The organism is Ruminobacter sp. RM87, assembly GCF_000701925.1.
Taxonomy (GTDB): Bacteria; Pseudomonadota; Gammaproteobacteria; order Enterobacterales; family Succinivibrionaceae; genus Ruminobacter; species Ruminobacter amylophilus.
In genome coordinates this window covers 1-15,137 of sequence record NZ_JNKD01000001.1, presented here as the reverse complement: position 1 = coordinate 15,137, position 15,137 = coordinate 1, and the positions used below count along the sequence as shown (strand labels likewise).

The 15,137-nt window shown below is 38.5% G+C and carries 12 protein-coding genes; 7 read left to right on the top strand and 5 right to left on the bottom strand.

Annotated elements, in window-relative coordinates:
• Positions 1-9: 9 nt before the first annotated feature.
• The 3 genes from T489_RS0100085 to T489_RS0100055 form a co-directional block, all read right to left on the bottom strand.
• On the bottom strand, positions 10-261 hold the full coding sequence (locus T489_RS0100085) for a hypothetical protein (protein ID WP_031578015.1): 252 nt from the start codon (positions 259-261) through the stop codon (positions 10-12).
• 2,075 nt (positions 262-2,336) lie between these two features.
• Positions 2,337-4,010, bottom strand: a complete 1,674-nt coding sequence (gene recN, locus T489_RS0100060; protein ID WP_031578014.1) for a DNA repair protein RecN — start codon at positions 4,008-4,010, stop codon at positions 2,337-2,339.
• Positions 4,011-4,341: 331 nt separating this feature from the next.
• Positions 4,342-5,220, bottom strand: a complete 879-nt coding sequence (locus T489_RS0100055) for an NAD(+) kinase (RefSeq protein WP_031578013.1) — start codon at positions 5,218-5,220, stop codon at positions 4,342-4,344.
• A gap of 740 nt (positions 5,221-5,960) precedes the next feature.
• Here T489_RS0100055 and T489_RS0100050 point away from each other — a divergent pair.
• Positions 5,961-7,415, top strand: a complete 1,455-nt coding sequence (locus T489_RS0100050) for an SEL1-like repeat protein (RefSeq protein WP_031578012.1) — start codon at positions 5,961-5,963, stop codon at positions 7,413-7,415.
• 106 nt (positions 7,416-7,521) lie between these two features.
• Here the strand turns inward: T489_RS0100050 and T489_RS0100045 are convergent, their stop codons facing one another.
• Positions 7,522-7,911 carry a (deoxy)nucleoside triphosphate pyrophosphohydrolase gene (locus T489_RS0100045; protein WP_031578011.1) on the bottom strand — a complete coding sequence of 130 codons (390 nt, stop codon included), beginning with the start codon at positions 7,909-7,911 and terminating at the stop codon, positions 7,522-7,524.
• 311 nt (positions 7,912-8,222) lie between these two features.
• On the opposite strand from T489_RS0100045, the gene rlmD reads away from it, so the two are divergent.
• The 5 genes from rlmD (at position 8,223) to T489_RS0100015 (ending at position 14,370) form a co-directional block, all read left to right on the top strand.
• On the top strand, positions 8,223-9,563 hold the full coding sequence (gene rlmD / locus T489_RS0100035) for a 23S rRNA (uracil(1939)-C(5))-methyltransferase RlmD (protein WP_031578010.1): 1,341 nt from the start codon (positions 8,223-8,225) through the stop codon (positions 9,561-9,563).
• Positions 9,564-9,831: 268 nt separating this feature from the next.
• Complete coding sequence (locus tag T489_RS0100030) at positions 9,832-10,275, top strand: recombinase family protein (RefSeq protein ID WP_051621647.1); 444 nt, start codon at positions 9,832-9,834, stop codon at positions 10,273-10,275.
• A 17-nt stretch (positions 10,276-10,292) separates the two neighbouring features.
• Positions 10,293-10,625: an IS3 family transposase gene (locus T489_RS15730; RefSeq protein ID WP_051621645.1), complete on the top strand. Its 333-nt coding sequence runs from the start codon at positions 10,293-10,295 to the stop codon at positions 10,623-10,625.
• A 102-nt stretch (positions 10,626-10,727) separates the two neighbouring features.
• Positions 10,728-13,955 (top strand): protein kinase domain-containing protein, encoded by a 3,228-nt coding sequence (locus T489_RS0100020; RefSeq protein ID WP_031578008.1) that lies wholly within the window; start codon positions 10,728-10,730, stop codon positions 13,953-13,955.
• A 202-nt stretch (positions 13,956-14,157) separates the two neighbouring features.
• A complete protein-coding gene (locus T489_RS0100015; RefSeq protein WP_031578007.1) occupies positions 14,158-14,370 on the top strand; it encodes a hypothetical protein in 213 nt (70 codons plus the stop codon).
• Between the two features lie 132 nt (positions 14,371-14,502).
• Here T489_RS0100015 and T489_RS15085 read toward each other — a convergent pair whose 3' ends face one another.
• Positions 14,503-14,754, bottom strand: a complete 252-nt coding sequence (locus T489_RS15085; protein ID WP_198020381.1) for a hypothetical protein — start codon at positions 14,752-14,754, stop codon at positions 14,503-14,505.
• Positions 14,755-14,853: 99 nt separating this feature from the next.
• Here T489_RS15085 and T489_RS13315 point away from each other — a divergent pair.
• Positions 14,854-15,137 (top strand): hypothetical protein (locus T489_RS13315; RefSeq protein WP_031580103.1); only part of this gene is annotated, 284 nt, incomplete at its 3' end.

The following is a 15,137-nucleotide window of genomic DNA, read 5'->3' as shown; positions in this document are numbered from 1 at the left end:
TCTCATCTTTTACGAAAGCCAGGTGTCCGGATTCTTTTCTCCGTAAACAACCTTTTTGTCGCCGAGTGAGGCTATTTCATTTTCTGCTCTGACAATAAGTAATGATTGAACTGTTTTATCGCCGCTGGAGGCTAAATTATCTTCGACTTTGAAATTATCAGTAATAATGGTGAGTCCGTTACTTTCAAACTCATCAGCATATGCACCTGCACAGGCAAGTACTGATGCCACTGATAAAGCTGAGATTAATTTATTTTTCATAATTATCTTAATATTTATTGTAAATGAATATGTTCAATATATTGACGCAGGCATGAAAATGCATGCGTCCCTGAATGAAATATTCAACTTAGTTATCAGTAATGTTGATGATTACAGATAACGTGACCGAGTTTAAAATAAGTTGACCGTTATTGATACAGATTGAGATGTGTCTTCCGCTGTTTTTTAGAACAGTGTCAAAAAAAATGATTAAATCTTTATCAGAAATAACTGAAAAATTATCTAAAAACACAACATTTTTATGATGTTTATATCCGAAATTATTAAAAAAGCGAACAATTATAATAATTTTTTTAATGGATAAATGACGGCGGAACTTTTATTATCAAAGCCTGGAGAGACAGGTTGGCATTCCATGAATGGAAGGTCTGTGCGGAGCGTTTTTTCCGGAAAAGGAGATACCGGATAACAGCGGCAAAAAACTAAAACTCAGTCACAAGCTAAAAAACTGAGTTTTAGAAAAAAGTGCTAATTTAGAAATAATAAAGTTTTAAGGTAAGATGTTTTCTGGGAAAACACCCTTATTCAACGGTTAACGTTAAATGTTATGGGCACCCGTACCGTTCGGAGAGTGCTTTGGCAGCGGAATCTCCGGTCTTCTGAGTTTGTTATTTTCCGGGAGTATCATCTTAATAATCCTCTGCGGCTGTGCGGCAGGCGTAAATCCTTTTACTGCCGTACGGCACAGCCTGATGTTAATGAAAACCTGCATACCTCTCCGCCTGATTAACGGACCTTGAGGATGTCCGGAAATGAGGCAGAGACTCTTTAACGAATAGATTCCACGGTCTTCGCATAAATGGTTTGAGGACTTTTAACGGCGTTCCGGATTGTCATCTCACGGAGAACACATCCCATGAAGGAAATATTAAAAAGCTGGCAATGTGCCCGTGTGCCGTCTGGGTTATGCGAGGTCCGGTTGTCTACAGCGGTAAATAAGTAGGCAGGACCTGAAGTTACCGATTTCCCGCATTGACTCAAAAACCGTAACCGGCATCCTTTCCGGTTCCCCGTCTTCAGTTATTCAGTGCGGTTAACAACATCGGCGTGCTGATGGTTAACTGATTGAACTGGTCATAAGTTTTATCCTCTGTGTTATGTTGATGATTGCAGACCGTTTTTCTGTTTGATCAATTGTTTTTTTATTATGCTCCCCGGGGGGAGTTATCCTTTTATGTCATGTTCAAGGATATATGGTGTCTGCAACAGCCTAAATGTGTTTTCGATTAGAGAACTGTCTGTTCCTTATCGCTTAACCTCTGCAGTTACTTAACGTAGCTGAAGTGGTATTCACGGGTTACCGGAGCCAGAGCTCTGAAATCTGATTTCCTGATGAAATACTTCATTGTTTACGTCCTTGTAAAATACTAATTGCTTAAAAATCTGTTTTGAGTAGTTTAAATTTTTGAGCCAACCAATTGAATGAATTTTATGTGTGTGTGGATTATTAAAATTCAGACATCAGTTAATTAAAGTTGATGAATTAGTAGTTCTGCTTAACGTAACTGAAGTTATATTCACGGGTTACTGGAGCTAAAGTAGCGTTACTTACTTTCTTTATAAAATATCTCATTTTTATTTTTTCCTTAAAATGTTAATGATTATTTATTCTTGTTTGAATGTGAACTGTATATTTCCCTGTTCACGGAGCTCATGATAGTTACCGATGATATTTTATACAAGATTTTTTTGAAAAAATCCTAAAAAAATTACATGAAAATATTTTCATGTGTTTGAAAACGTTGTCAAGTTACTGCTTGAACTGTGAAATAGTATACAGAAATACTGATTATGTTTAATTGTAAAAAATAATATTTGATTTACATCAAATTAACATGTAATTAAATTACATAAAAAACACAAGATAATGTGATATAAATCACTATATATACATACAAAAAAATAAGGGGTGAATGTATTTTTGCGGCTGAAAAAAGCGGTGCGAATGAAAAAGATGGAAATCATGCGCTGAAACGGGCTTGCCTGATGGATAAAATATGTCGGAAACAGGCTCTGTATTCATGGAAAAAGGCGGACGGACCGCCTCTGTTACATTACTGTTCAGCCGACTGAGTGCTGAGCAGTTCCCTGGCGTTGGCGAGAGCAGAATCAGAGATAGCCGAACCTCCGAGAAGACGGGCAATTTCCTGAACACGTCCTTCGTCGTCAAGTTCAGTTATGGAAGTAAAGGTCTCGTTATCGATATCCTTCTTGAGTACTTCGTACTGATTGTGCGCTGATGCCGCAACCTGCGGCAGGTGGGTAACCGTTATTACCTGTGATGTCTTTGCAAGCCGGCGCAGAAGCTTGCCGGTGGTGGCCGCGGTAAAACCGCTTATGCCGGTATCAATTTCATCAAAAATCAGAGTCGGAGCCGATATCTTGTTTGCGGTCAGAACCAGAATGGCCAGGGCAATACGGCTGATTTCACCGCCGGAGGCTGTTTTGGAGATTAGATCCGGAGTCATGCCGGCATTGGCATTGAATTTGAAGCATACACTGTCAATTCCGTTTGGATGAGGCTGTGTTTCGGAAAACTCAACTTCAAACATGGCGTTTGGCATGGACAGTTCATGAAGCATTTCAGTGATCTTTCTGCAGAATTCCACGGACATTTCCCTGCGTCTGTCACTCAGCTCATGAGCTTTTTCCATAAAAGCTTTCTTGGCGGCCACAACTTCCGCGGTTCTTGCCTGAATCTCATCCTTTATGGAGGTGAATCTGGTGGATTTGTCATGAAGCTCCTCCAGAACCTTATGCAGTTCATCCGGAGTCACGGAATATTTATGAGCCATGTCGGTGTAAAGAGTCATGCGTTCATTAATAAAGGAAAGTCTTTCAGGATCCGCTTCGAGAGTGGAACTGTACTGACTGATTTCTCCGGCGGCGTCTTCCAGCTGGATTCTGGCATTTTCAATATTCTGAAGCAGGGGACTCAGACTTCTGTCCATTTTTACCAGTCCGCTCATGCTGTTTACGAGAGTGTTCAGGGATGTCAGAATGCCGTTTTCATCATCTGTAAGCTGTCCGTGAATGTTCATGCTGTTCTGCAGAAGGGTATGGACATTGCTTAATCTGTCATATTCATTTGACAGTTCCGCAAATTCATTTTCTTTAGGAGCAAGTCTGCTGAGTTCAGCCGTCTGGTACATGGTAAGCTTGTATTCAGAAACCATGTCCTTCTGCAGTTCACCGAGACGGTTAACCTCGTCTCTCCCGTTTGAATAGGTGTAGTACAGGGACTCAACCTCACTCAGCAGATCTCCGAGTTCCGCAAAGGCGTCCAGATATTCTATCTGATGTTCGCTTTTGAGCAGCAGCTGTCCGTCGTGCTGACCGTGAATGTTCAGGAGTCTGGCGGAAAGTTCCCTGAGAATATTGGTGTTCACGTGTATGTCGTTGACAAATGCTTTTGAGCGTCCGTCTCTGGTAATCGTTCTTCTGATGATGCACAGTTCGTTGTCTTCGGAAAGCAGTTCGTATTCCTTCAGCAGTCCCAGGGCTCTAGGAGAATCTGAAAGGTCGAAGGTTGCGCAGATGGTGGTGGCATTGGCACCGTTGCGTACTGATTTGCTGTCGGCCCTGCCTCCCATGACCAGTTCAAGCGCGTCAACCGAAATGGATTTACCGGCACCGGTCTCACCTGTAATGGCACTCATTCCCCTGTGAAGGTCCAGAGTGGCTTTCTTGACTACGGCATAGTTTTCTATTGAGAGAGACTCAAGCATTTAATCACCCAAATTCATTAGTTCAGACATATATACTGATTATCCGGCGTTTGTTTTTTTTCGCCGCTGTTTAAGGAGAATTATACAATTAATTTTCCGAATATCATCAGATAAGGTAAAAATAATTACTATATGTGTTATTTTTGTTCAGTGAATCCGGTTACGGACGGCACTGCAGGTTACGTGGCTTTCGTCATGACATGATTTATCTCAGGCTTTACGCATTATTCGTGAAGATGTTCGGTTATATATATAGGTATAAGGAACATGTCGCGAGTGGGAGTGAAAAACATTGAAATGAATGACGGACGGCCGTCAGTCTTTCAGAACGTTAGTCCACGAGTTTTGAACCGAAGCCGAGCTTTGATCTGAGTACCTTGAAATAGTCATAGGTATGAGGATGACATATTTTAATAGGTACTTCATTCTTTTCGATGCAGATTTCACAGCGGTCATCCGCAGTCATGATAATCTGACCGTCGCAGCTTACCGTGATTTCCTCGGGAGTGATTCTGCTTCTGAAGCAGATTTTTATGCTGCTGTCACCGCTAAGAATGCATGGTCTGAGATTCATGGAATGAGGAAACATCGGTACCAGGGAAAGAACATTGAGAGACGGTTCGATAATCGGACCGCCTGCGGAAAGGTTGTATGCCGTTGAACCGGTAGGGGTACTTACGATAAGTCCGTCGGCTTTCTGGGAATACATGAACTTGTTGTTAACGAAGATTGAGAAATCAATCATGTGAGCCGTCTTAACACCGTGGATTACAGCTTCGTTAAGAGCCAGTGCGTGCTGACACTTGGGGCCTTTGATGGTGGTTGAGAGCAGAAAACGTTCTTCAAGTACGTATTCTCCCTTGAGAATGCTGTAAAGAGCCTTTCGTATGTCTTTTGGGGCAAGATCGGTCAGAAAGCCCAGATGTCCGCGGTTGATACCAAGAACCGGTACGCCAACCATGGCTATTTTTCTGCCGGCGCTGATCATGGAGCCGTCACCGCCGACTATGATCATCAGATCTGCCTGATCCTTCATGTCTGCGAATTTAAGGGTAGGCATGCTCAGTCTGAGCTTGTCATTGGTAGACTGTTCAATAATGACGTTTATTTTCTGCTCAACAAGAAAGTTTACGAGATCTATCAGGGTAAAAACTACAGATTCATCATTGATGCGACTGTAAATAATCACTGATTTGATTTCTTTTGACATGACGAAAATCTCTCGTGTTATGCTGGTATCGGTGTTGCTGAGAAAAAACAGCCGGACGGCAGAGTCATCCTTATATAAGAAAACAGACGTCTGTCAGTCCTTATGTAGTTTAACACAAAATCACGGAACCTTGTTTAATTTTACCGGCCGGATGCACGCCTTCAGAGAGTTATGGCCTGTTATGTCTGAAGATTGTATAAATTGAGGCCTGATAAAAACTGAATTTAACAGAAAAACAAAAAAAATTATAATTTTATAAAATGTTAAAAAAATGTATAATGTTTTACATTAAAACTGCCGTGAATTGAATATTGTGTCTCATTTACCTAAATATTCAAGGTAATACGGTTGAAAAACGGATGTTTTTATCAGCCATCATTCAGCAGAAAATAATTCAGCCGGTGAAGAGGTTCAAATCATCACGGAGAATACGTTTTAGCAGTGCAGAAATATGAAAAACAGGTTGCATTTTGTCCACGGAGTCCGCATTTTAAGAAATTTGTGAGCCAACAATGTCGATGAGGTAGCAAAATGCCATATTCATTCTTTTATGTTTTGTACAGTTACATTAATATGTTTTTCATGTAAAACTGCTGATTTTTGCAAAATACTGATTTTTCTGTTTCAGAATGGATATGCGTATCCTGACGTCATCCGGATAAAGAAGGAACAGGTGCAAAAATAGAATAATAAGATAGTTACGATAAAATATTTAACGATTTAGGATTGGGATCGTAGAAATGAAAGTTAAATCTCTTGCTTCTTTAATACTTTTGTCTTCGCTTGTACTTACAGGATGTTTTTCAAAGACCTATGAAGAAGGTGTAAAGGCATTGAAGGAAGGCAGGCCTGAGGAGGCAAAGGAAATCTGGGTTAAGCTGGTTGAATCAAAGCAGGATGATGATGCGATGTTTGCATTATACAAGCTTGGTGACACCAATCCGGAAATCATGTCTCTTGATGAATCTCTCGGTTATCTGCACATGGCGGCGGATGCTGAAAGAACCGATGCTGAATATGAATGGGGCCTGTTCCTGATTAATCAGGGAAAATTCGATGAAGGCTACAAATATTTTGACAAGGCTGCCGTATGGAAGGAGGAAAGAGCCCTCCGCTACCTTGATAAATACCATGAAGTCAGAGAATTCCAGATCGGTGCCGAAAAGGAAGATCCTAAGAGCATGTATGAATATTCCAAGTGGCTGCTGAATCAGAAGGATCCTTCTCAGCAGCAGGAAGGATACAATCTTGCAAGAAAGGTTGCCTTCACTGATTATGCTCCGGGGCAGGCGCTTTACGGTACTCTCCTTTATGAAAAGGGTGATTATCAGAATGCTCTTTCCTGGTTTGAAAAGGGAATGCTTCAGGGCAATCCTGAGTGTGAATACTATATCGGTATGATGCGAATTCAGGGCAACGGTATCTTAAGAAATCCTGCCCAGGGTGTTGAAAACCTGAAGAAGGCTGCAGACAATGACAATCATCTGGCTCAGTTTGAGCTCGGTAAGATCTATCTCTACGGCGAACCTTCCGCAGGTATAGAAAAGAATTTCAATCTCGCATTCCATTACATCAGCAAGGCTGCAGGAGCCAATATGCTGGAAGCTCAGTATATTCAGGCTACCATGTATGATCAGGGGCTCGGTGTACCGAAGGATAACGTAAAGGCGATTACCCTGTACAAGCTTGCCGCTGAACATGATCATATCAAGGCTCAGTCAAAGCTCGGTGAAATCTATGTTAAGACCGGCAATTCCCCTGATGTAAGGGAAGAAGGTATCGAATGGCTCAAGAAGGCCATCGAGGAACATGACAGTGCCGATGCAAAGAATTCTCTGGCATACGCCTATGAAAACGGACTCGGTGTCAAGCAGGATTACGGTAAAGCTTACCAGTGGTACAAGGAAGCCGCTGATGTAGATGTAGCCGCTGCTCAGTTCAATATCGGTGTTATGGTGGCGAACGGCCGCGGTGAAACAAAGGATATGAGCAAGGCTTTCTACTGGGTTGAACAGGCTGCCTACAATGATTATCCACTGGCTGTAGTTGCAATCTCCGTAATGTACTCAAAGGGTATCGGTGTTGACAAGGACAACAGTAAGGCAACTTTCTGGAAGAACAAGGCCGACAGTCTTGGTATCACCGACTTCAATGAAAAGAAGGCTAAGGTGAGCGAGCTGCTTAATCTTAAGTAAAAGTCGTTATATGAAAAAACATAGGGAGCCGGAGGCTCCCTTATTTTTTGTTGAATCGGTACATCGTACCAGTGAAAGGTTTAATGGATGCCGCGGTTTAATCTGATTAAACTGAAATCTGTTTCAGTTTTTCAATAAGGCTCAGGTCTGCGGGGAGCCAGTTTACAGAATCCAGTTCATCCTGAGACAGCCATCTGGCATCGCTGTGTTCAAGCAGGGAGAGATGTTTTCCGGCCAGAGAGCAGATATACGTCTTCATTGAAAGATGAAATGCCGGATAGTCGTATTCCACGGTATCAAGCAGGTTATGAATATTGATTTCCGCTTCCAGTTCTTCCCTGATCTCACGTTTGAGGGCATCTTCAGGAAGTTCTCCTGATTCTATTTTTCCGCCGGGGAACTCCCAGCCATCCTTGAATTCGCCGTAACTTCTTTGTGTTGCAAAAATTCTGTGATCCTTTATGATAACAGCAGCCACTACATTAATGGTTTTCATTGATATTCCCGGTTGTGTTTATCGGTTCCGGAGATTACGGAGAGATTCCGCGGTTCCGGAAATTCTGCGGAATGACTGAAAGTGTCGCAGTATTCATTTACTGTTGCCGGACATCGTATCTGAAGAGTGCCGACATTTATCCGCGAGGTTATTATATATAATTATGCAGGATGTTTTCAGAAAAATCGGTAAAGAGGTTATAATCTTCTGGAAAAAGAATACGGTGTACCGGAATAATTCCGCATATATCATTATTATTTACGGTATGAACGGTTTTGTTTCCCCTGGACAGAATTAGGACGGAAAGAGAAATGGGTGAAGTTTTACAGCTTATGGTAAAGGATCTTACTGAAGAAGGTGAAGGTATTGCCTATTCTCCGTCAGGTCTGAAAGTATTTATCAGGGGAGCCTACCCGAACGAAGTCGTGAAGGCTGAACTTTACGACGTTAAGGAAAAATATGCTCAGGGCAGACTGCAGCAGGTTGTTGAACAGACCGTGCCGAGATGTACTCCGTTCTGTACAAATCAGTGCGGTTCATGTTCGTACACGAATATCGGGTATGAAAGCGAAATATCATTTAAGGAAAAAAAACTGCTGGATCTGTATGAAAATCTGCCGGTAAATCTTTTTGAGAAAAAAATGTATCAGGGATTCGTCGGAATGGATAATCCTTTCAGGTACAGAAACAAGGCGATTTATGCAGTCGAAAAAATTAATGATGAATATCAGGTAGGGCTCTACAGGCGCAATTCTCATGATATTATTTCCGTAAATGAATGTGCCGTGGAACCTGAATGGATAAATATTGCCAGAAACAGCCTCAGAAACACTCTTAATTCCGAATCTTTCAGAAGAGAGACAGGGGAAGAGAATGACAGAACACTTCGCTATGTGTTTTTCAGAGGTACGGATGATGGTGAAAAGCTGGCCGTGCTGGTGGTATACAGAAAATTCAGAGAAATTGAAATACTGATGAATACACTGAATTCCATTGGAATCAGGAATGTTCTGGTATCCGTGAACGACTGTTCAGGTAACAGAATACTTGGCGATTCAATGGAAGTTCTGTCCGGTTCAGACTGCATAAGTGCCGAACTTCTGAATCTTAAGTTTGTGGTAAATCCTTATTCATTTCTGCAGATCAATACAGAACAGACTGAAAAACTCTATACTCTGGCCGTTGATCTGCTTGAACCTGAAACAGATGATGAAATCCTTGATCTGTACTGCGGTATAGGAACTATTTCTCTTTATCTTGCCGGAAAATGTCGCATGGTTTACGGCGTGGAATGTGTAAAGGAAGCCATCGACAATGCCAATAGTAATGCAAAAGCCAACGGTATCAGCAATGTAGATTTCAGAGTGGGGCTTGTAGAAAAGGTACTCCCTGAAATTATTTCAGAGGGACACAGACTGACAAAAGCCGTTCTGGATCCAGCAAGAAAAGGGTGTGCCCCAGGTGTTTTTAAAGCCCTTTCATCTGCAGGAATTGACAGAATCGCATATATTTCATGCAATCCTAAAACACAGTGCAGAGATATGGCGGAGGCTTCAGCCTGCGGTTATAAGATCGATAAACTTATAGCCGTGGATATGTTCCCGCATACATTGCACGTCGAGACGGTGGTATTACTATCAATGGTTAAATAATGAGCGAAAAAAAGGCCATAAAATCAAAGGTTTTGCGAAGTTTGATGCTTTTTTGAACACGACTGTAAGGGGCTTTTTACTGTATGCGAAAGTACAGCTAGGCCTGTAAATACAGGGGTTGTGGCTACGGTTTAATTACCATAAAAACATTGTAGAAAAGTTTCAATTATGATGTGTAGTTTAAAGGTAGTTTTTTGGCAATGATAAGTAGTTTTTAGAAAAACTACCTCACATCAAGAGTGGTTTTTAGTATATAGAAAAGTAGATAATGAGAAAATTAGAACAGTTTGAGCTAAATCCAAAGGTCCTATTCATCCCAGCCCATAAAGATAAAATTTCAGTTGAAAGAGTCGGAATATACGCCCGTGTCAGTACTGCAGGAAGAGAGCAACTGAAAAGTCTTGCGGCACAGATTTCTGGGGTAACTCGTCATGTGTCAAAAATAGATGATTGGCATTTGGTTGATGTCTATATGGATGTTGGTTCTGCAAAAACTGAATCAAATCGTAAAGAATTTAACCGGCTGTTGAATGATTGTAAAAATCATGAATTGGATCGCGTCATAACAAAGAGTTTATCCCGTTTTGGAAGGGATAACGTGGAAGTAATCGAATCACTGCGTTTACTGAGAGATTTGGGCGTGAAGATTTACTTTTATCTTCCCGCTGTCTTGTCGGCTATAAGTTTGGAGCAACCATGGATGCCGACTTGATTTGAGGTGCCTTATTGATGGCCGTAAAGGAAGAAAATCCGACTGTAGGCACGATCTTTCATTCTGACCAGGGTTCTCATTATTGCTCTTACCAATTTCAGAAACTTCTGAAATCCAAAGGCTTCAGATGTTCAATGAGCAGAAGAGGCCAATGTTGGGATAATGCGGTAGCAGAATCATTCTGGGCCGCATTAAAGAGGGAGTGTTTACCGGTAAACAGAAAATTCTCGTCACGAAGTGAAGGAATAAAGAAGATAATTAACTGGATTTCGTATTATAATGGCTTCAGACCGCATTCATCATTGGGGATGCTGTCTCCTTATCAATACAGAAACGGGGTTTCATATTGATTTTAGGCAACTTCTTAGGGGATAAATTATTCCGCTATCTAACATCTGTTCCATAATAAATTGCGTCAAGAGAATAAAAAGATACTATTTTTTGAAGGTTATATGTCTGATAAAACAGTAATAAATACGTTTGGTTATAAATTAAAAACAGTAATTAACAATAATGATATTGATAATAATAACATTCCTAATCTTCTAGGTCGTACATTACTGAATAGATATCGAATTGAAAATAAATTAACTGGAAATTCAGGTGAAGCCGATTTATATCTTGCGACAGATATCGAAATATCAAACAAAGTGATAATTAAGTTATATAGACGTAAGAATGCTGTAAAAAATGAAGTATTGAAAAAGTTAAGTTCTATAAATAACAAGTATATCGCCCAAATTATTGCCTATGACAACATAGATGAATATCCCTTTATAGTAATGCCATACTATAAGAATGGTAATCTTAATAATTTGATTGTTAACGGTGTAAAATTTTCTTTAGATGAGTTAAAAACTCTAATAATTCCATCTGTGAATGAAGCACTAAAAACTATTCATGATTTAGGAATAATTCATAAAGACTTAAAACCATCAAATATGATGATTTCAGATGATGAAAGCCACATTGTTCTCATAGATTTCGGTATAAGTTCTGTTGTAAGTGATAATACAGTAGTTGTAACGCAAACCGGGAAATCCCCATTTTACTCAGCCCCGGAAACAACAACTGGGCTTTTTTTGGCTGAGTCTGATTATTATTCATTTGGAATTACGCTGTACGAATTATTTACGGGGTATACACCATTTCAAAATGTCAATATAGATGATATATCAAGATATGCAATGATTCAAAAAATACCATTTCCCAAGGATTTTCCAAGCGAATTAAAGAATTTAATTCTTGGGTTAACATTTAAGGATATATCAAACAGAAATATTAAGGACAATCCAAATCGTCGGTGGACTTATAATGAATTAGAAAATTGGATAAAAACAGATGGAAAATTTGTTCTAAATTCATCCGAAGACAAAAAACAATTTTTTTATGTTTATAATTTGAAAAAATACACTTCAATAGAATCACTAGTCGAACAACTATTATTTAATCCCAAAGAAGGTAAAAAAGAGTTTGCTCGCGGACTGCTATCTAAAAAATTCAGACAAAACGGTTATGAAGAAATTGCACGCACATGTGAAGATGCGGAATTTTCCTTACCTAATTGTAAGAATGATAAAGAATCAGATACCTTGTTTTTTAATCTCATATACACCATAGCTCCTAATTATAAGAAGTTATGCTGGGATGGTTTAGTCTTCAATTCAATAAAAGATTATGGCAATAAGTTATTGGAAGAAGTAATCCTAAACAACGGGGAAAATAAGAAACTTATTAATTCAGCATATGAATTTTTAAAGAATAAATTTTTATCTATTTATTCTCAATTTTGTGAAGTAAATAACGATATATACCAAAATATAATTAGTATAAATTGCAAACTACTTCGAATAAAAGAAGTCGGTTCTGTTCTTCAGGCATTGAGATTGGGACATTCTTTAACAGGTAGACAAGATTTCAAAATAGATAACACCATCTATTCTAGCATTGCTGAATTCAACAATTTTATAAGTGCTATGTACAATGATAATCTTCAAGATTATTCGGATTATTTTATAAAAAATTTATCAGATTTAAATGAATTAAAGAAAATTTTTGCCCCAAAAGAAATAGCAGAGTTGGAAAAAAATTTCCCGACAATTGACAATTTAATAATCTTGGCAAAGGGTAAATACTATTTTAAAAGTGTCACAGATTTTGTGTTTTATGCAAAAAATTTGGAAGCAAAGGAACTCATAAAATTTAACAGAGAAATATCTGATGATATTGAAAATTTCAAAAAGGAAGATTTTTCAGAAAAATCATTAAATGAACTACAAGAATACCAAAACAGTATTCAACAAATGATAGTTATTGATGATAATTTCATATTTAAAAATTACAGAGAGTGTCTAAAGTATGCAAACAATTTGAGAGATTCGAACGAACTGCTAAAATTCTATAATTTCAATAAACAACTTGATGACTTATTAAGCAAAGAAAGTGGCAATAATGTTTATCTGGATTATTTCAAAAAATCGCTATCATCACCTTATACAATAGATCCCTTATCTGGCCAAAATGTTGAAAAGATTGGTATTATTGAAAAATATTCAAATTACGTAGACAATTTATTCTATGTGAATGATAGGTATATTTTTAAGGATCTAAATCAGTTTTTTAACTTTGTAAAACAATGTTACATTTCCGACGGAAAAAATGGTTTTTTTGAAGGTATTAAATACCAATTATTTGAAAAAAATAAAAATGAAATAATCTATAGCCCTGAGTTATTAAATTTTTTCTCAGATTTTAAATCCGTCAATGACATGAAAAAAGCATTCAAAGGTTTGAAATCAGATCTGCAAAAGTTTTTTATAGACGAACTACATAAATATTATGAATCAGTACAATTGATTCCGTTAACTAAAGGAGAAAAAGTTGAGTTGGGTATAAACCCCTATACTCATGAGCCTATTCAATGGATTGTATTGGATGTTGAAAAAGATCAGAAGGTTTTATTGTTATCTTGTAATGCTATAGCATGCAAAAATTTCAATGAAGGAGGTTCGGCATGCACATGGGAAACATCATCTTTAAGAAAATGGTTAAACTCAGATTTCTTACGTAATTCATTTTCCGAAAACGAAAAGAAAATTATATTATCTTCTTCTTTATTTAATTACGATAATCCAGACAAAGAGAACTATATCAGTTTTATTCGAAAGAGTCATGAAGAAAGTTTAAAGCGTCTGGAAGAAAGTAATGCAAACAGAATAGATTATGAGTCTAATACAATAGCCGGAAATTTAACAGCAATATTTAATTCCCTTACCAAAGTAGATAAAGATCAAGAATATGAAGAAAGACGAAACTACAGAATTAAATGGCATGAAGAACAACTTCAGGAACTAGAAAGTGCTAATTCAGGAAATCCAACAGAGGATAAAATATTTATCCTTAGCATAAACGAAGTCCATAGATATCTTCAAAAAGAACTTAGAAAATGTAGTCTTCCTTCATTTCGACTGTCCAAAAAATTTTTAGTAAAAGATGAATATGGCATGTGTGATTGGTGGTTAAGAACGATAGGATATTATCAAACATGGGTATCATATGTTGATTCAAAAGGAAAAATTGATTTCGGAGGAAAAAGAAACGCAATGAGTGAGTACGATTATGAAAGCGGTGAAAATCACTCCTGTGCTGTACGCGTTGCTATGTGGGTCGATATTACCTAAGTGTTAAATACAATACGAGAGTGAACGCGATTCCCTCTTTTATATACTCCTCGTTGTTTACATGTTTACGATAAGATAACAACAATGTATGAGATATAAGTTATATCTAATAAACAGTTCACAATTATTTAATTTAAACTTAGTTATAAAAAAAACAACAGTAAAATTTAAGTAAAAGGCGATTGTATTTTGGGAGGTGTTTATGGGATGGTATGACGAAAACGACGATATTAAGAGAGAATATGAAAGAAGGGCTTCTGAAAACAAGAGAGAAGCAGGAAGGCTTTGGCATCTCTACAAAAAAGCAGAGAGACGAGGGAATTATGAGGCCGCACAGGAACTTCATGATGCTGCTGAAGAAAAATATTCAAAAATGGCTGAAAATATAGCAAAATCAAGAAATTTTAATAAATAAAAATGTCGAAGAAGAATTGTCACAGATCGCGACGTTTCCGCTGGTGGGTGATAATATTATGTGGTATTTGTCTGCATATTTACAAGCCATCGAGCCTCGTAGCAGACTAAGGTTTAACTGCTCAGTGGCCGGCTACATAAACGAAAATGCTGAAAATAGTGGAGAGTGAACGCGATTCCGGTTGTTCTCCAGTTCTGTCTGTTCTTCCCGTACCTTCTGAAGCTTTGAAACAATATGGCTATAATTCTTCCTGGATTCAGCCAGGCTGATGAGCTCCTGCTGAAGCTCATCTTCCTGTTTGCGGAGCTTTTCCTCCTCGTGTGGATTGTTTTCCGTGGAATTTAACCTCAAATTAAACCAGCTATAATTTTTTTCCTTTACCACTTCTAACCAAAATACATTGTAAGCGTATAGGCAATTAGGGTTATTCATTTTCCAAAAACAACGCTTTAAGATGTCACCGTATTTTACGGAGATAATCTTATGACTAAAACACATCCAAGGCATCAGCTGTGGCTGAATCAGTATTATGAACAGCAGAGCAGCGGTCTGAGCACCACTCGGTGGACTTCAGAACAGGGAATATCGTATAAGACTTATTTGAAAAGAATCAGCAGATTGAGAGAACTCGGTCTTATCAGTGGTGGTTCCGGTAAATGTAAAGAGCCGTCAGCTGATGATACCACTGAAAGCAGTTCCTTTTTCATGATTGAAGTGCCTCCGGCTACGACTGTTCATACCGCCAAAGAGCATGATAATTCCATCGT